Genomic DNA, 17,987 nt, shown 5'->3' on the forward strand with positions numbered 1-17,987 from the left:
GGGTGGTCTGCACCGTTTCGTTTCCGTTCACTCAGCCACCTGCAACCGCTTTTTCGTCCCGCCTCATCGTCCATAGGCCCTGTCCAACCGGGATCATCGGACAGAGGGCTGTGGTCACGTTAACTTGAATTCCTCTTCGGGCAAAAACCATCACGCACATTGGCCTTCACGGCGCACAGCAGACGGCTTTGGGTCCAAAGGTGGTCATGGGGTAGGGGGGCTGATCCTTGGTCGGTACCCGGGCATAGCGTACCAGGGGCATGAAACCGGGACATTTGCAATTAAATCTATAGCAATAAACGACCCATTGCGCCCGTACGGGAGGTTTCCCTATTCCTCCGAACGCCAAATCAGGGCATCATCATTGAGCCCAGTTTCGGCAATCTGCTGGTTGATGTTCATGCGACCGTCGAAGACGAACAGCACCCAAGCGGTCCTATCATGCAGGGTGTAGAAGATGTTGTGTCGACGTTGGAAGATCAGCCGTCGGATGCCACGTGCAGCGTGCCAAACATGGCCTATTTCCGGGTTCTCACCGATAGCATCGCGGATAAACCGGTCGATGTCGCGCTGAAACGCATCAGCCAGCTGCTCCGAATAGAGCCGGTCATAGTCCCAGATTGCCCAGAGACAGTCCTCTGCCGTCTCAGTCAAAACGACTTTCATGCTTCAGAAGCACGCACCCGGAAACGTGAAAGGCGCTGCTCAAGTGCAGCATCGGTCATTTTCACCACGCGACCAGCAGCTACATCGGCCAAACCCGCTGCAATGCCCCGCTCGATCCGCAAGGACACGAGTTCTTCCCAGTCAGCAACCGAGACGGTGACAGCGACAGGCCGGTCCTTCTTGGTCAGCAGCACAGGCTCTCGCTGTGCTGCATCGAGGAACCGGCCGAACTCTTTGCTGGCAGTTGTGGCAGACATGGTTTTCATGGTGGGCCCCTCAGACTCTTGTTGCTGTTCCGGATTATACGGATTTTCCGGGACAAGGGAAGTCGCGTTCCGCGATTACAGACCCGCAGCTTTGGTCAGGTTCACCCGGAACCGATCTCGACGGCGTTGATAGCGACGGGTCATTTCGGCAGAGGCGTGACCAAGGTGTTTCTGGGGGGTTGTCACATTAACGGGCCTGAGGTTGCTGGTTTATTGATCTGGGCGTAGGCGGTGTCGATGCAGACACAGAAGATCAGCTACAAGCGCCACCGCTCTCCGCCTCAGATCATTGCTCATGTTGTCTGGCTCTACGCCCGGTTCAACTTGAGCCTGCGCGAGGTCGAGGAGCTGATGCTGGAACGTGGCGTGGACGTTTCGTATGAAACGATCCGGCGCTGGACCGTCAAGTTCGGCCCCCTGATCGCCCACGTTCTACGGCGACGGCAGCCTCGTCCTGGTGATGTCTGGCATCTGGACGAGGTCGTCGTGAAGATCGCGGGCCGGTCATGCTGGCTCTGGCGCGCCGTCGACCAACACGGAGTCGTTCTTGAGGAAATCCTTCGATCGAGGCGAGACAAGCGCGCCGCAAAGCGGATTTTGATCAAGCTGATGAAACGTTGGAGCTTCGTGCCAAAAAGGATCATTACGGACAAATTGCGATCCTATGGTGCCGCAAAACGTGCGGTCGCGCCTGGCCTTGATCATTGGTCCCACAAGGGCCTCAACAACCGCGCTGAAAACAGCCATCTGCCATTTCGAAAACGAGAGCGAGCAAAGCAGGGCTTCCGATCACCGGGCGGCTTGCAGCGTTTCGTCTCCATGCAGTCCGCAACCCGCAATCATTTCTCTGTCCCAGCCCGCCGTCGTTCCGCCCTCACTATTCGCTACCACCGGCTCGAAGCTTTCAAGATGTGGAAATCCGCGGCGAATGTCGCTTGATATACCATCGGTACCACGACTTGCCGAATGCGCGAGTTAACGTGTCAACACCCTTCGAGGCAGTATAATTTACATAAATAACCTTACGCGAAATTTGGTAATATTTTGTTTCGAAATGATAAAGTATCATAACTGAGCCCCTTTTGTGCTCAGGGTTCACTCCGCTCTCGCCTCACCCAAGTTCAACCAATAGCGCGTGTGCCGCCGCTCACCTGTTCGTTTGAGCGCACCCTTCTCGACCAGGTCCTGCAAATCCCGGGTCGCGGTCGCGCGCGAGGTGCCGGTGATCTTGAGATAATTATCGGCGCTGAGCCCGCCTTTGAACCCGGCGGGCCCTTCCCTAAATATACGTGAAATCGCTTTGTCCTGGCGCTCGTTGAACTGTCCGCGGTGGCGGTCATAAAACTGCGCCTTGCTGATAAAGAACCCGACCCGGTCGAGCGTGACCTGCTGGGCCTTCAGCACAATCTCGGCGAACCAGACCAGCCACCCGGTCACGTCCAGCGTCTTTTGATGGAATTCGAGCTGGTCGTAATAGGCCTTGCGTTCTTTTTCGATGGTAAAGGCAAGCGATATCAGGCTCGGTTGGCCAATGTTCTGCGCCAGCGACTTTTCAGCCAGGGCGCGGCCCAACCGGCCATTGCCGTCCTCGAACGGATGGATACTTTCAAAGTAAAGGTGGCCCAGCCCCGCGCGTGTCAAGGCGGGGCGCGGTGTTGCGCCGCCGGGTCCGGTCGTGTTGAACCAGTCAACATAACGCTCCATCTCGGGCGCGACCTGATCCGAAGGCGGCGCTTCAAAATGGATCGTCGGTCGGTCAAGGCGGCCAGAGACGATTTGCATTATGGATCTGTTTGATCAAAAAGACAGCCGAGATGAGCTTGGGCTCGGATCAGTCAGGGACGCACTGTCAGACCTTCTATTTTCAGGAACAAGTACAATTCAAACACGGTTAGCGTCACGACCGTTGAGCACCACCGCTGCACCCGCCCGGGCAAGCCCGCGGGCCAGCGTCAGCCCGATGCCTTGCGACGATCCCGTGACCAGCGCCCGGCGCCCGGCGCCCGGACAGCCGAACATGCTTTCGATGACAGAGGCCATCAGTGCAGCGCCTTGCAGGCGACTTCGATGCGGTCACAGCCGTCGTTGAGGATCTTCATTGAGGTGGCGGTAGAGATGCGGAAATGCGGTTCCATCCCGTAAGCCGCCCCGTGGATCGACGCCACCCCGGCGCTTTCAAGCAAATAGATCACAAAATCCAGATCGTTGCCGATGGTCTTGCCCTCGGGCGTCGTCTTGCCAATCATTCCCGAACAGTTGGGATAAAGGTAAAAGGCGCCGTCTGGCTTAACGCAGCTCAGCCCGTCGATGGCGTTCAGCCGCTTCCAGATATGCTCGCAGCGTTCGCGGTAAACCTCGACCGTGGCCTCAACGCTCGACTGGTCACCGGTCAGCGCCGCCGCCGCCTGGCTGATCGAGGACGGGCAGGACGAGGACTGCGACTGCAGCTTGTTGATCGCGTCGATCAACACCTTTGGCCCGGACGCATAGCCGATCCGCCAGCCTGTCATCGCGTAGGACTTGGACACCCCGTTCACCACCAGCGCCCGCCCCGCCAGCTTGGGCACAGCCGAGACGATGGAGCAGACCGGAAAATCCGCATAGCAGATCCGGTCATAGATCTCGTCGCAAAGCACAAAGATCTGCGGGTGGCGTTTGAGCACTTCACCCAGTGCCTTCAACTCGTCGGCGGTGTAGGCCACGCCCGTCGGGTTGGACGGAGAGTTGAGCACCACCCAGCGCGTGGCCGATGTGATCGCCGCTTCCAAAGCTGCGGGAGAGAGCTTGAACCTGGCCTCTTCCCCGCAGGGCACAATCACTGGTGTGCCACCATTGGCGATGACCATATCCGGGTAGGACACCCAGTAGGGCGCCGGGATGATCACCTCGTCACCCGCTTCCACGGTGGCGGTCAGCGCAAGGAACAGGATCTGCTTGGCACCGCCGCCGACACAAATCGCGTCCAGCGCGCAATCGATGCCCAGACGGCTGGAATAATCGTGTTGGATTGCCTTGCGCAGCGCTATTGTGCCGTTGACCGGAGTGTATTTGGTGTCACCCGCGCGGATAGCGTCAATAGCGACGGTCTTGATGCTGTCGGGCGTGTCGAAATCCGGCTCACCCACGGTGAGATCGACGATGTCGCGCCCTTCAGCTTTCAGATCCCGCGCCTTCTGAGCAGCAGCCGTACTCGGAGAAATCTTGATATCTGTGACACGGCGGGCAAGTTTGACGGTGCTCACGGGAACCTCCATTGGTAGATTGTCATGCAGGGTTATCTGCCAAAGAGATTAGCGACAGCCCGCACTGATCCCCTACGCCCGAGTTGATCTGGGGCCGTAACAAAAACCGATGGGATCAGAGAGGTCCGGTCAGATCCAAGGATCGTCCGGTCTTACTTGTTCGCAGGCACCAGTGGGAGGTGTTTGCGAGAGGCTGCCCGATGCTCAGCGATCCCGTTTCCCAAAGTTCAGAAAGCCTTGAGCGTGTTTATGCAGCCAGATCGCCGCACCGGGCATGTTGATGACGCTGGGCATCCCGGCCAACACCGCGACCGCCGTGCTGACAGGGCCTTTCTGATCCAGAGTCACACACCGGGTCGCGCGCTCTGAACCCAGCAGGCAATGCTGACCTACTCGATCATCATCGGTTTCGTGATGATAGACATCGTGATGGCTTCATTGCATTGGGTGGCGCTTGACGAACTGTACAGGCAGGCCGACTTCATCTCGCTCAACTGTGCGCTGGCGCCCGTAACCCGTGGCCTGATCAACCGGCACAGTATCGCCAAGATGAAGGACACCGCCGGTGCCGTGATCTCTGCACGTAGCGGGATCATTGGCCAGACGGCGCTTTACAAGGCGCTGACAATCGGCACGCTCGGGGCCGCAGGTAGCGAGGTCGATCCCGAAATCCCGATGCGGAAACTCGAAAACATGGCCTTTTCGCTGCTCCTGACCCGGATCGGCCCTCAAGGTGGAACCTGTCAACATATCAAACCCCAATGTGACATACGCTGTCGCAACCACAGTGCGTCAATGATAGTTTCATGTCACTATGGTCAAAAGCATTCATGGAGACGGACATGGCCGGCAGACCAACAATCAAGGATGTTGCCCGTGAGGCGGGTGTCAGCGCCACGACCGTCGATCGGGCCCTGAATGGGCGCTCTATCGTTAGGGAAGATACTCTGCGCAAGATCGCGGATGCCGCACACCGGATCGGCTATCACGGCAAGGGGATCTTTCAGAGCAGGCTGGAAAAGCCGCTGCCCGAGGTGCGGCTCGGGTTCATCCTGCTGAAGAAAACCCAGGAGTTCTACAAGAACTTTGAACGGGAAATTCATCACGCCATCGCCGAACGGCGCGATGTCAGGGCCACAGCCGACATCCGGTTTTCCTCGTCGCAATCACCGCAGGAATTCGCGGAACTGCTCGCGTCGCTTGGTCGGACCTGTGATGCAGTCGCTTGTACGGCGGTCAATGACCAGAGACTCAATCAGGTGGTTCAGGATCTGAGGGACCGGAACGTGATTGTGATCTCTATCCTCAACGACTTTGCCCAGGGCATACGGCACAGCTATCTGGGCCTTAATAATATGAAGATCGGGCGCCTTGCCGCCTGGATGATCACCAGGACGGTGCATGACCCCGGCAAGCTTGCGGTCTTTGTCGGCGGCAACCGCTGGCACGGTCACGATCTTCGCGAGGTCGGCTTTCGGTCCCTGGTGCGCGAAACCGGACGGGGGTTCACCGTGCTTGATACACTGGTGAATCTGGAAACCCGCCAGGTCACCTACGAAGCAACGCTGGATCTGTTGCACCGGCATCCGGACCTCAAGGGGCTCTATGTCGCCGGTGGGGGTATGGAAGGCGCCATTGCCGCGCTGCGCGAAGTCCACGACCGGCCCAAGGTCGCGCTGGTGGTGAACGAGGTCACGGCAGAAAGCCGCAACGCCCTGATCGACGGATACGTGGTCATGGCAATTTCGACACCGCTGCCGGAACTGTGTCGCAAGTTGGTGGACCTCATGGTCAGGTCCACCAATGGCGAGGAAGACAGCGCCTCGGGACAACATTTTCTGGAACCGAAAATTGTCCTTCCTGAACTTCTGTAATGATGCAATTACGTCATTTAGTCTGCTTGATTACGTCATCAATGGCAGAAAGTGACTCTCTGTGAATTGACCGAATCCTCATCATGGACGCATGGTGGCTGCGCAACCCGTGAGCATATGACGAACAAAGACGTCAGTGCTTCGCGGCCGGAGGAACATCATGCAGACGGCACTGAACCATATGACAACACCCCGACTGGGGTACGCGGACTTTCTTGATCTTGCCGCCCGGCTGGGCTGCGTCGGGGTCGAGGTGCGCAACGACATTGCGCGCCCGTTGTTCGATGGCATGGACGCCGCCGACGCCGGCAAGCTGGTCACCGACAAGGGCCTGCGTCTGGTCGGGCTAAGCCAGGTCTACCCCTTCAACACCTGGGACACCGAGCGTGAGGCCGCCGTTCGGACGCTGATCGCCACGGCGCAGAAATGCGGTGCGGAAACCATCAGCCTGATCCCGCGCAATGACGGCACCCAGACAGCTGACGGCGAACGCCAGGCAAATCTGCGCACCGCGATGACCGCCATTCTGCCGATGCTGCAGGACGCGGGCCTTGTCGCGCTGGTTGAACCCTTGGGCTTTGGCCGTTCTTCTCTGCGGTCCAAGACTGAACTGGTCGAGGCGATCACCGAGATTGGTGGCGAACACTTCAAGCTGGTGCATGACACCTTTCACCACACGCTGGCCGGTGGCGGCCCGATCTTTCCCGGCCATACCGGAATCATCCATATCTCGGGCGTGGTCGATCCAGCCCTGGGGGTGGATCAGATGGAAGACGAACACCGCGTGCTTGTCGATGCCAGCGACCGACTGGGCAACACTGACCAGATCGCTGCGCTGCTGGCCGCCGGGTATCAGGGGCCGGTTTCCTACGAGTGCTTCTCGCCGCAAACCCATGCGCTAACTGATCCGTATACCGCGATCAAACGCTCTTTCGATTTCATTTCCTCGCAGCTTCGGGAGAAAGCCGCCTGAGGGTGTGATTTTTGCCCCGTTTTTCAGGGGCTTCCGGAGTAAATGAAGGTGCGCCGGACACCACTTAGGGAGGACTCCAATGAAAAAGACCATTATCGCCGCAGGCCTTGTCTCGCTTTTGTCGAGCACGGCCATGGCCGAAAACGTCGGCGTGTCGATGGCGTTGTTCGACGATAACTTTCTGACCGTTCTGCGCAACGGCATTCAAGATCTGGCTGACGGCATGGATAACGTCGATGTCCAGATCGAAGACGCCCAGAACGATGTGGCCAAGCAGCTTGACCAGATCAACAACTTCGTCGCCTCGGGCGTCGATGCGATCATCGTCAACCCGGTCGACACCTCGGCGACCGAGGCGATGACGCAGGCCGCCACCTCGGCGGGCGTGCCGCTGGTGTTTGTGAACCGCCAGCCGATCAACGTCGACATGCTGCCCGACAATCAAGCCTTTGTCGCGTCGAACGAAGTCGATTCCGGCACTCTGGAAACCATCGAGGTCTGCGACCTGCTGAAGGCTGCGGGCAAGGACGAAGCCAACATCTATGTGATGATGGGCGAGTTGTCGAACCAGGCGGCCGTGCAACGCACGGCGGACATTCACGACGTGATGGCGGCAGGCAAGTGCGCCGTGACGCTCAACATTATCGACGAGCAGACCGCCAACTGGTCACGTGACGAAGCGCAGGATCTGATGACCAACTGGCTGTCCACCGGCGAAGCATTCGATGCCGTCATTTCCAACAATGACGAGATGGCGATCGGCGCGATCCAGGCCATGAAGGCCGGTGGGATCGACATGGATGTGGTGATTGTGGCCGGGATCGACGCCACACAGGACGCCCTGCAGGCAATGCAGGCCGGCGACCTTGACGTCACCGTGTTCCAGAACGCTGCGGCTCAGGGCTCTGGCGCGCTGGACGCCGCGCTGAAACTGGCCCGCGGCGAAGATGTCGAACGGAAAGTCTATGTCCCGTTCGAACTCGTGACCCCGGACAACATCGGCGACTACATGTCCCAGAACTGATCTGTTTCAGCACACGGGCCAGAGCGGCGCGACCGCATCGCTCTGGCTGATTTCGGACTTTGTGCCGGACTGCGGGGGAGGGACCAATGGCAGATCAGACTACCCACGGGGTCGGAGGACTGACCTTCGACGCCAGGAAACGGGCCTGGCCCAACGAGATGAACGTATTCATCGCGTTGATCGTCATCACCCTGATCTTCGAGGCGCTCGGCGCCATGATGATGGGTCAGAGCTTTCTGTTCGACACCAACGACCGTTTCGCGACCATCTTCAACGAGGCGCGTCTCAAGATCATCATCCTTCAGGTGGCGATCATCGGCATCATCGCCATCGGCTCGACCCAGGTGATCATATCCGGCGGGATTGATCTTTCGCCGGGGTCCATCGTCGGCGTCACGGCGATGATCGCCATGAGCTTTGCGCAGACCGCGCTGGTCAACGGCAACCCCAATCCCAAGGCCATCTTCAGCGAAACCTGGATGGATCTGCCCGTGATCATCCCTATTGTCGTGGCGCTGATCATCGGCATGGCGGCGGGAATGACCAATGGCCTGCTGATCGCCTACACCCGGATTCCGCCGTTCATCGCCACCTTGGGCATGATGGTCGCGGCCCGTGGTGCGGCCAAGTGGTGGTCCAAAGGCAACCCGATCTCCTTCCCGACCGACCAGTTCGCCAAGATCGGCAACGGCATGAGCGGCTGGGCCCCGGTGCTGATCTTTGTCGGGCTCGCTATCCTGTTCCACCTGATCCTGAAATACACCGTCTACGGCAAGCACACCTATGCCATCGGATCGAACGAAGATGCGGCGCGTATGTCCGGCATCAAGGTCGCGCGTCACAAGGTGCTGGTCTACACCATTGCCGGGATGCTGGCGGGTCTGTCGGCCATCGTGCTGGCCTCAAAGAACCTGACGGCGCAGGCCGGTATGGGTGTGATGTACGAACTTGACGCCATCGCAATGACCGTCATCGGGGGCATCTCGCTGGCCGGTGGGCGCGGTTCTCTGGTCGGGACGGTACTGGGGGCGCTGATCTTTGGTGTCATCATCTCGGGTTTCACCTTCCTGCGGCTCGACGCCTATTATCAGGAAATGGTGAAGGGTTTCATCATCGTAGCGGCCGTGGTCCTCGACCAATGGCGTCAGCGCCGCGCCGTTTCGCGGTCATAAAGGAGGGCACCATGAGCGATATCATTCTCGAAACCCGCGACCTGACGAAACACTATGGCGGCGTGCACGCGCTGCAGGGGGCCAACTTTGTCCTGCGCAGGGGCGAACACGTTGCGATTATGGGCGACAACGGGGCTGGCAAGTCGACCTTTGTGCGCCAGATCACCGGCGTCGAAAAACGCACCCGCGGTGAAGTCATCTTTGACGGCAAGCCGGTGCATTTCGAATCCCCGATGGATGCCCGCGAAGCCGGCATCGAGACGGTATTCCAGACGCTCGCGCTGGCGGATGAACTGGACGTGCCGGACAACCTGTTCCTGGGGCGCGAACTGATCCGCTTCAATCTCGGGCCGTTCTCGATCCTCGATTACAAGGCGATGCGGGAACGCACGATGCAGGCGCTGGAAAAGACCGGGGTCAAGATCCCCAACATCCGCAACACCATCCGCAACATGTCCGGCGGTCAGCGTCAGTGCGTCGCCATTGCCCGCACCGCCACCTTCCACTCCAAGCTGACCATCATGGACGAACCGACCGCCGCCCTGGGCGTGCAGGAAACCGCGCAGGTCGAAAACATTGTCCGCACCCTGAAAGCCGCAGGTGAGCCGCTGATCCTGATCAGCCACAACATGCGGCAGGTCTTTGATTTGGTGGATCGCGTGGTGGTATTCCGGCGTGGCCGAATCTGCGCCAACCTCGATATCAAGAACGAGAAAATCAGCGGCGAAGATGTCGTGGCCTATATCACCGGGGCCAAGACACAGGCCGAATACGAAGATGCCGCCTGACGGCTAAGACAGGGCCGCCCGCGAACAGATCGCAGGTCCTGCAACTGCCGCTGGCCGATGGCTCCTCCCCCATCGGCCAGCACCCTTCAGAACACCCCGGCGAATGGAGCAGCCTGCGCATTCGCCCCTTCAGACATGAGGTCAAGATGACTGTACGTTTTGCAATTCTCGGCGCTGGCCGCATCGGTCAGGTCCACGCCCGCGCCGTCGCCTCTACCATCGGGGCGACTCTGGTCGCCATTGCGGACCCGATGGCGGACGCGGCCAAAAAGGTGGCCGACCAATATGGCTGCGACATCCGAACCATCGACGAAATCGCGCAAAGCGATGATGTCGACGCCGTGGCGATCTGCACCCCGACCGACACCCATGCCAATCTGATCGAACAGTTCGCCAAGGTCGGCAAAGCGGTGTTCTGCGAAAAACCCGTCGATCTGAGCGTCGCGCGGGTGAAGGAATGCCTCAAGGTCGTCGAGGCCGAGGGCGCCACGCTGATGGTCGGCTTTCAGCGCCGGTTCGATCCCGATTTCATGGCTCTGAAAAAAACCATCGACGACGGTGTCATCGGCGCGGTCGAAATGATCACTGTCACCAGCCGCGATCCCGGCGCCCCGCCTGCTGACTATATCAAGCGTTCTGGCGGCATCTTTCGCGACATGACGATCCACGACTTTGACGTTGCCCGCTGGCTGCTGGGCGAAGAGGTGGCGACGGTGCAGGCCTCGGCCTCGGTGCTGACCGACCCGGCAATTCGGGAGTTGGGCGATTATGACAGCATCAACGTCATCCTGACGACAGCCACCGGCAAGCAGTGCACCATCACCAACACCCGCCGCGCCACCTATGGTTATGACCAGCGGATCGAGGTGCACGGCTCCAAGGGCTCGGTTTCGGCCGAAAACCATCGTGAGGCAAATATCGAGGTGGCGACCGGTGTCGGCTATACTCGCCCGCCGCTGCTAAACTTTTTCATGTCCCGCTACACCGCCGCCTATGCCAATGAAATCGCCGCTTTTGTCGATGCTGTGGCCAATGGCGCCGCAACCCCGACCACCGGGGCCGACGGGCTGAAGGCGCTGGAACTCGCCGATGCGGCGTTGAAATCCGCCGAAACCGGCGCGGCGGTGCAGCTCTCCTGAACCGGCCCGCGATCGGCCTGTGATCGGCCCACCACATCGACATTTAAGAAGGCACGACCATGCAAGAACAGTCTAAATCCCTTGGTGTCGCCCTGATCGGCACAGGCTTCATGGGGAGATGTCACGCCCTTGCCTGGCGTTCGGTGGCCGCAGTCTTTGGTGGGCCGCATCCGCGCCTGGAATACCTCTGTGACGACACAGCCGAAAAGGCGGCGAGCTTTGCGGCGCAGTTCGGCTTTGCGCGCGGCACGACCGACTGGCAGGCCGCCATCAACGATCCGCTGGTGGATGTGGTGTCGATCACCACGCCGAACGGGCTGCATCGCCCGATGGCCGAGGCGGCGCTGCGCGCGGGCAAACATGTCTGGCTGGAAAAGCCGATGGCCCTTACCCTGAGCGATGCGCAGGCGATGGCCGATCTGGCGGCGCAGCACCCCGGTCAGGTCACGATTCTGGGCTACAACTACACCCGCAGCCCGGCGTTTCAGGCAGCGGTGCAGATGATCCGCCGCGGTGACATCGGGCAGCCGCACAGCTTTCGCGGGGTTTATGACGAAGACTATTGCGCCGACCCTGCCCTGCCCTGGACCTGGCGGATGACGCAGGAAAATGGCGGACTTGGTGCGCTTGGCGATCTGGGGGTGCATCTGGTCAGCCATATGCTGCCGCTGATGGGGGACGTGACCGAAGTGACCGGCATGACCCATATCGCGATCCCGAAACGCCGCTCGGACGACGGCGACAAGCCGGTCGAAAATGAGGACAGCGCCATCGCGCTGCTGCGCTTTGCCTCTGGCGCGCAGGGGCAGTTTTCCACCTCGCGCGTGGCGCGCGGGCGTAAATGCCGTCTGCAATGGGAGGTCCACGGCACTCTCGGAACACTGGTGTTCGATCAGGAAAACATGAACGAGCTCTGGGTGCATCGGAATGGCGAGGCGGGATTTACCCGCCATCTCACCGGGCCGGATCAGCCGGACTTCGCCGCCTTTTGCCCGGCTCCCGGCCACAACTTCGGGTTTAACGAACAAAAGGTCATCGAAGCCCGCGACCTGTGCCGGACGATTCAGGGCGGCACACCCTGCAGCCCGGATTTTGCAGAGGGCCTGAAAATCGAAAAAATCGTGCATGCGGTTGCGACGTCTGGCGGCCGTCCCGTGCAAATCGAGGAGGAGGCCGCATGAAACAGCTGGATCTGATCACCATCGGCCGCAGTTCCGTCGATCTTTACGGCACGCAGGTTGGCGGGCGGCTCGAGGACATGCGGTCCTTTGACAAATATATCGGCGGCAGCCCGACCAACATCGCCTGCGGCACCGCGCGGCTTGGGCTGAAATCGGCCCTCATCACCGGGGTCGGTGACGAACACATGGGCCGTTTCATCATCGAGGAACTGGTCCGCGAAGGTGTGGACACCCGCGGCGTCAAAACCGATCCCGACCGGCTGACCGCGCTGGTGCTGCTGGGCATCCGCGATCAGGACCAGTTTCCGCTGATCTTCTATCGCGAAAACTGTGCCGACATGGGGCTGACGGTCGAAGACATCGACGAAGGTTTCATCACCCAGGCGCGGGCGGTCGTGGCCACCGGCACCCATCTCAGCAACCCGGAGGTCGCCGCCGCGACCATCAAGGCGCTGAGCATCGCGAGTGACAATGGGATGCAGACCGCGCTCGACATCGACTATCGCCCCAATCTCTGGGGTGTTGCGGGCCACGGCGAGGGCGAAAGCCGCTTTGTGGAAAGCGCCGAAGTGACGGCCAAACTACAGGCAACGCTGCATTATTTCGACCTGATCGTCGGCACCGAAGAAGAGTTCCATATCGCGGGCGGCACCACTGACACCATCGCGGCACTGGGGGCGGTGCGGGCGGTATCGTGCGCCACGCTGGTCTGCAAGCGGGGCGCGGCGGGGGCTGTCGCCTTCACCGGTGCCATTCCCGACACGCTGGACGCGGGCGAGGCCGGCCCCGGCTTTCCCATCGAGGTGTTCAACGTGCTCGGCGCGGGCGACGGTTTCATGTCGGGCCTGCTCAAAGGCTGGCTTGACGGTGAGGACTGGCCGACCGCCCTGAAATACGCCAATGCCTGCGGTGCCTTCGCAGTTAGCCGCCACGGCTGTACCCCAGCCTATCCCAGCTGGGCCGAGCTGAATTACTTCTTTGAACGCGGCATCCAGCGCCCCGATCTGCGCAATGACGCCGCGCTTGAGCAGGTGCATTGGGCCACCAACCGGCCTCTCGACTGGCCCGAGGTGCGGGTCTTTGCCTATGACCACCGCGCTCAACTGGAAGAGTTGGACGGCGCGACGCCGGAAAAGATTGGCCGGTTCAAAGAGCTGTGCCTTGCCGCGACCGGGCAGGTCGCAGACAACAGGCCCGGCTACGGTCTGCTGTGCGACGGGCGTCTGGGGCGCGATGCGCTGTACAAGGCGGCGGGCACCGGGTTGTGGATCGGGCGGCCGGTGGAATGGCCCGGCTCACGCCCCCTGCGTCTTGAACCCGAGATCGGCGCGGATTTTGGCGGGCTGGCGCAATGGCCCCGTGATCAGGTGGTCAAGGTGCTGTGCTACTGCCATCCTGATGACGATGCCGCAACATGGGCGGATCAGGAATCGACAATCCTGCGCCTGTTCGCCGCCTGCCGCCGCAACCAGCTGGAATTCCTGCTCGAAGTCATTCCGTCCCGGGTCGGCCCCATCTCGGATGACACCACCGCCCGGATCATCCAGCGGTTCTATGACCTCGGGGTCCGCCCCGACTGGTGGAAACTGGAACCGATGCTCACCGATGCCGCGTGGGAGATTACCTGCGAGACGATCAACCGCAACGATCCTAACACCCGCGGCATCGTCATTCTGGGTCTCGGGGAATCCGAGGAGCGTCTGGCCAAAAGCTTTGCCGTTGCCGCACGCTATCCGCTGGTCAAGGGCTTTGCCGTGGGCCGCACGATCTTTGCCGAAAGCGCGGCGGCGTGGATGACGGGCACACTGAACGACGCGGATGCAATCGCCGCCATGGCCGGGAATTTCGCCCGTCTCTGTGCAATCTGGGACAGCGCCCGCGCTTTGGAGGAAACACGATGACCAGAACAATCCGACTGACCGCGGCGCAGGCCATGGTGCGCTATGTCGCGGCGCAAAAGAACGAGGACGGCGATGCGATCATTGCCGGCTGCTGGGCCATCTTCGGGCATGGCAATGTCGCCGGGCTGGGCGAGGCGTTGTATCACGCAAAGGACAGCCTGCCGACATGGCGCGGCCACAACGAACAGACGATGGCCCATGCGGCCATTGCCTATGCCAAGCAATCCGGACGCAAGCGGGCAATGATGGTGTCGTCCTCGATCGGGCCGGGTGCGCTCAATATGGTGACGGCGGCGGCGCTGGCGCATGTAAACCGTCTGCCGGTGCTGTTGGTCCCCGGCGACATCTTTGCCAATCGCGGCCCCGACCCGGTGCTGCAACAGATCGAGGATTTCGGCGACGGCACGGTCAGCGCAAACGACTGTTTCAGGCCCGTCAGCCGCTATTTCGACCGCATCACCCGCCCCGAACAGCTGCTGACCGCCCTGCCCCGCGCCTTTCGCACCATGACCGATCCGGCAGACTGTGGCCCGGTGACGCTGGCTTTCTGTCAGGACGTGCAGGCCGAGGCCTTCGACTATCCCGAAAGCTTCTTTGAACCGCAGGTCTGGCGCCGGCGGCGCATCCGCCCGGACGAGGGCGAACTCGCACGGGTCGTCAGCGCAATCAGGGCAGCGAGAAATCCGGTGATCGTGGCCGGTGGCGGTGTGCATTACTCCGGCGCCTGCAATGCCCTCAGAGCGTTCGCCACAGCACATAACATCCCGGTCACCGAAACCCAGGCGGGTAAATCCGCCCTGCCCTGGGACGATCCGATGAACCTTGGCCCGATCGGCGTCACCGGGGGCGAACCGGCCAACCGCATCTGCGCCCAGGCCGATCTGGTGCTTGGCGTCGGCACACGCTTTCAGGATTTCACCACTGGCTCCTGGGGGCTGTTCGCCAATCCCGCGCGGCGTCTGGTCAGCCTGAACGTCGCCGCCTATGACGCCGCCAAACATGGCGCAGAGCCATTGATGGCCGACGCCCTCAAGGGTCTGGAGCAACTGACCGCCGGGCTTGGCACCCACCGGGCACCGGCGCAGTCCCACGGGTTGAAAGCCGACTGGTTCGGCAAGGTCGACCCGCTGACCGATGCCCCCGAAAGCGGCAATCAGCCGCCCACCGACATGCAGGTGATCGGTGCCGTGCAGCGCGCGGCGAACAAGGACACCGTTGTCATGTGCGCGGCCGGCACCATGCCAGGCGAGCTGCACAAGCTGTGGAAGGCTGGACGGCCCGGCAGCTATCACATGGAATACGGTTTCAGCTGCATGGGGTACGAGATCGCCGGCGCCATGGGTATCAAGATGGCCGAGCCCGAGCGTGACGTTGTCTGCTTTACCGGCGACGGCACCTATATGATGGCGAATTCGGAACTGGCGACGGCGGCGATGATGGGCCTCAGCTTTACTGTGGTTGTCACCGACAACCGGGGCTATGGCTGCATCAACCGGCTCCAGATGGGCACCGGCAGCGCCGAGTTCAACAACCTGCTGGATCACGCGATCCACGAAACCCCATCCCGGATCGACTTTGCCGCCCACGCCGCCGCATTGGGGGCCAGATCGGTCAAGGTCACCTCGATCGCCGAAATGGAACAGGCCCTGGCGCAACGCAGCACTATCAAAGGCCCCTATGTCATCGTGATCGACACCGACCCCTACCCCAGCACGCCGCATGGCAGCACCTGGTGGGACGTCGCCGTGCCCGAGGTCAGCCAGCGCGCCGAGGTCAATACGGCCCGCGCGGTTTATGTGGAAAACAAGAAAACGCAGCGCGCGGATTAAGGACAAAACCCATGGGCGTGAAAATCGGAATATCTCCTATCGCGTGGCAGAACGACGATCTGCCGGACCTGACGGCAAACTACTCGATGGAGCAATGCCTGCGCGAGGCGCGCGAGATCGGCTATACCGGCGTCGAACGCGGACGCCGGATGCCGCAGGACACCGAAGGTCTGGGCCGCTACCTTGACGCGAACAACATCGCGCTCTGCGGGGGCTGGTGCTCGGGCAACCTGATGGTCAATTCGGTGGCGGATGAAATCGCCGCGATCCGTCAGCAGGTGGATCAGTTTGTGGCACTGAAATCGCCCTGTCTGGTCTATGCTGAGTGCTCCAACACTGTGCAGGGCGACATCGCAACCCCTGTCAACAACCGCCCGAAACTCGGCCGCGACGCCGTGACGGGTTATGCCGCCAAGCTGTCCGAGGTGGCCAAGTGGATGGCGGATCAGGGCATGGTGCTGGCCTATCACCACCACATGGGTTCGATGATCGAGGATCAGGACGACATCGACTGGCTGATGGAGGGGTCCTCGCCCGAGGTCACTCTGCTGTTTGATACCGGGCACCTTCACTTTGGCGGCGCTGATGTCCTGGGCACCCTGCGCAAGTGGGGTGACCGCGTGCAGCATGTGCATTACAAGGACGTGCGCGCCGATGTGACCACCCGCATCCGCGCCGAAAACAAAAGCTTTCTTGATGCGGTGATCGCAGGGGCCTTTACCGTGCCGGGTGATCCGCAGGGCTGCATCGACTTTGCTGCGGTTACAAATGAACTCGCCGCCATGAGCTATGACGGCTGGATCGTCGTCGAGGCGGAACAGGACCCGGCCAAAGCGCGGCCTTACGAATATTCGAAACTCGGCTATGATCACATTGCTGACCTCTGCGGCAAGGCGGGTCTGAAAATCGAAAGCTGACGGATGAAACTGTTTGACCTGCGCCAGCCGTTTTTCCTGCCGCTCTGGCGACGGGTTGCGACCCTTGCCGTCGCCGGAGGCTGGGCCGTTGTCGAACTGGTCAGCGGCAGCCCCGGCTGGGCCGCGCTGTTCGCCGCGCTCGCAATCTATTGTGCCTATGAGTTTTTCGTCGCCTTCAACCCTGATGACTACAAGGACCCAACCGATGACTGACTTGCTGCGCAAACCCTTTGGCACCCACGGCAAGGTGCATGACATCACGGCGCAGAATGCCGGCTGGCGCTATGTCGGCTTTGGCCTCTACCACCTGCGTGCGGGCGAAACGGCATCAGAGGCGACGGGCGACCGCGAGGTCATTCTGGTCATGGTCCAGGGCAAGGCAGCGCTGACCGCCGCCGGGCAGGACTGGGGCGTGCTGGGTGATCGGATGGACGTCTTTGAAAAGACGCCGCCGCACTGCCTCTACCTTCCCAACAGCAGCGACTGGCGCGCCACCGCCGAAACCGACTGTGTGATCGCCGTCTGCTCTGCCCCCGGCAAAGGCGGCCATGCGGCGCGGCGGATCGGGCCGGACGGCATCAGCCTGACCACCCGCGGCAAGGGCACCAACACCCGCCACATCAACAATATCGCGATGGAAAACGAAGACTATTGCGACAGCCTGCTGGTGACTGAGGTCTTTACGCCGGCCGGTCACTGGTCGTCCTATCCCAGCCACCGCCATGACGAGGACGACTTTCCCCGCATCACCTATCTGGAAGAGACCTATTATCACCGCCTGAATCCGGCCAGCGGCTTTGGCATCCAGCGGGTCTATACCGACGATCTGCAACTGAACGAAACCATGGCCGTCGCGGATGGCGATGTGGTTCTGGTGCCGCGCGGCCACCACCCCTGCGGCGCCCCCTACGGGTTCGAGATGTATTACCTCAACGTCATGGCCGGGCCCCTGCGCAAATGGCGCTTTGTCGCCGCCCCCGAGGTGGCCTGGATCATGCAGCGGGATGCCTGACAC

17 protein-coding genes and 3 pseudogenes are annotated in these 17,987 nt (G+C 61.0%); 15 read left to right on the forward strand and 5 right to left on the reverse strand.

Translation table 11 applies throughout. The features are described 5' to 3' along the window. Positions 1-330: 330 nt before the first annotated feature. Together IMCC21224_RS18870 and IMCC21224_RS18875 are read right to left on the reverse strand one after the other, a co-directional pair. Complete coding sequence (locus tag IMCC21224_RS18870; RefSeq protein WP_156178330.1) at positions 331-654, reverse strand: type II toxin-antitoxin system RelE/ParE family toxin; 324 nt, start codon at positions 652-654, stop codon at positions 331-333. Positions 655-662: 8 nt separating this feature from the next. Then, positions 663-932 (reverse strand): type II toxin-antitoxin system prevent-host-death family antitoxin, encoded by a 270-nt coding sequence (locus IMCC21224_RS18875; RefSeq protein ID WP_047996666.1) that lies wholly within the window; start codon positions 930-932, stop codon positions 663-665. Positions 933-1,169: 237 nt separating this feature from the next. Here IMCC21224_RS18875 and IMCC21224_RS18880 point away from each other — a divergent pair, with 237 nt between their 5' ends. Next, positions 1,170-1,871 (forward strand): IS6 family transposase, encoded by a 702-nt coding sequence (locus tag IMCC21224_RS18880; protein WP_047997273.1) that lies wholly within the window; start codon positions 1,170-1,172, stop codon positions 1,869-1,871. 156 nt (positions 1,872-2,027) lie between these two features. On the opposite strand, the pseudogene IMCC21224_RS18885 reads toward IMCC21224_RS18880, so the two are convergent. Further along, positions 2,028-2,714, reverse strand: a pseudogene (locus IMCC21224_RS18885) (Fic family protein); the annotation flags it as partial. Position 2,715: 1 nt separating this feature from the next. On the opposite strand from IMCC21224_RS18885, the pseudogene IMCC21224_RS28580 reads away from it, so the two are divergent. Then, a pseudogene (locus tag IMCC21224_RS28580) lies at positions 2,716-2,769 on the forward strand (hypothetical protein); the annotation flags it as partial. A gap of 47 nt (positions 2,770-2,816) precedes the next feature. Here IMCC21224_RS28580 and IMCC21224_RS27935 read toward each other — a convergent pair. After that, positions 2,817-2,951 (reverse strand): annotated as a pseudogene (locus IMCC21224_RS27935) (SDR family NAD(P)-dependent oxidoreductase); the annotation flags it as partial. Positions 2,952-2,971: 20 nt separating this feature from the next. Beyond that, positions 2,972-4,174: an aspartate transaminase gene (locus tag IMCC21224_RS18890; RefSeq protein ID WP_047997274.1), complete on the reverse strand. Its 1,203-nt coding sequence runs from the start codon at positions 4,172-4,174 to the stop codon at positions 2,972-2,974. Between the two features lie 381 nt (positions 4,175-4,555). Here IMCC21224_RS18890 and IMCC21224_RS18895 point away from each other — a divergent pair, with 381 nt between their 5' ends. The 13 genes from IMCC21224_RS18895 (at position 4,556) to iolB (ending at position 17,984) form a co-directional block, all read left to right on the forward strand. Then, positions 4,556-5,092 (forward strand): NAD(P)-dependent oxidoreductase, encoded by a 537-nt coding sequence (locus IMCC21224_RS18895; protein ID WP_047996668.1) that lies wholly within the window; start codon positions 4,556-4,558, stop codon positions 5,090-5,092. Next, a complete protein-coding gene (locus IMCC21224_RS18900; RefSeq protein WP_047996669.1) occupies positions 5,017-6,048 on the forward strand; it encodes a LacI family DNA-binding transcriptional regulator in 1,032 nt (343 codons plus the stop codon). Before IMCC21224_RS18895 ends, IMCC21224_RS18900 begins: the two co-directional genes overlap by 76 nt. A 160-nt stretch (positions 6,049-6,208) precedes the next feature. Continuing rightward, positions 6,209-7,021, forward strand: a complete 813-nt coding sequence (locus IMCC21224_RS18905; protein WP_047996670.1) for a TIM barrel protein — start codon at positions 6,209-6,211, stop codon at positions 7,019-7,021. A 79-nt stretch (positions 7,022-7,100) separates the two neighbouring features. Continuing rightward, positions 7,101-8,045: a sugar ABC transporter substrate-binding protein gene (locus IMCC21224_RS18910; protein ID WP_047996671.1), complete on the forward strand. Its 945-nt coding sequence runs from the start codon at positions 7,101-7,103 to the stop codon at positions 8,043-8,045. Positions 8,046-8,131: 86 nt separating this feature from the next. Then, positions 8,132-9,217, forward strand: a complete 1,086-nt coding sequence (locus IMCC21224_RS18915) for an ABC transporter permease (protein ID WP_047996672.1) — start codon at positions 8,132-8,134, stop codon at positions 9,215-9,217. Positions 9,218-9,228: 11 nt separating this feature from the next. Then, complete coding sequence (locus IMCC21224_RS18920) at positions 9,229-10,005, forward strand: ATP-binding cassette domain-containing protein (protein WP_047996673.1); 777 nt, start codon at positions 9,229-9,231, stop codon at positions 10,003-10,005. Positions 10,006-10,151: 146 nt separating this feature from the next. Next, the gene (iolG, locus tag IMCC21224_RS18925; protein WP_047996674.1) at positions 10,152-11,144 is read left to right on the forward strand and encodes an inositol 2-dehydrogenase; all 993 of its coding nucleotides are present in this window, start codon (positions 10,152-10,154) and stop codon (positions 11,142-11,144) included. 59 nt (positions 11,145-11,203) lie between these two features. Continuing rightward, entirely contained in the window at positions 11,204-12,325 is a 1,122-nt protein-coding gene (locus tag IMCC21224_RS18930; protein ID WP_047996675.1) for a Gfo/Idh/MocA family protein, read from the forward strand. Beyond that, positions 12,322-14,226, forward strand: coding sequence for a 5-dehydro-2-deoxygluconokinase (iolC, locus tag IMCC21224_RS18935; RefSeq protein WP_047996676.1), 1,905 nt, complete (start codon positions 12,322-12,324; stop codon positions 14,224-14,226). The genes IMCC21224_RS18930 and iolC overlap by 4 nt, the downstream gene beginning before the upstream one ends. Further along, positions 14,223-16,055, forward strand: a complete 1,833-nt coding sequence (gene iolD, locus IMCC21224_RS18940) for a 3D-(3,5/4)-trihydroxycyclohexane-1,2-dione acylhydrolase (decyclizing) (protein WP_047996677.1) — start codon at positions 14,223-14,225, stop codon at positions 16,053-16,055. Before iolC ends, iolD begins: the two co-directional genes overlap by 4 nt. A gap of 11 nt (positions 16,056-16,066) precedes the next feature. Further along, positions 16,067-16,972 (forward strand): myo-inosose-2 dehydratase, encoded by a 906-nt coding sequence (gene iolE / locus IMCC21224_RS18945; protein ID WP_047996678.1) that lies wholly within the window; start codon positions 16,067-16,069, stop codon positions 16,970-16,972. A gap of 3 nt (positions 16,973-16,975) precedes the next feature. After that, entirely contained in the window at positions 16,976-17,185 is a 210-nt protein-coding gene (locus IMCC21224_RS18950) for a hypothetical protein (protein WP_047996679.1), read from the forward strand. Further along, complete coding sequence (iolB, locus tag IMCC21224_RS18955; protein ID WP_047996680.1) at positions 17,178-17,984, forward strand: 5-deoxy-glucuronate isomerase; 807 nt, start codon at positions 17,178-17,180, stop codon at positions 17,982-17,984. Before IMCC21224_RS18950 ends, iolB begins: the two co-directional genes overlap by 8 nt. Positions 17,985-17,987 lie beyond the last annotated feature (3 nt).

This window comes from Puniceibacterium sp. IMCC21224 (assembly GCF_001038505.1).
Lineage (GTDB): Bacteria > Pseudomonadota > Alphaproteobacteria > Rhodobacterales > Rhodobacteraceae > Puniceibacterium.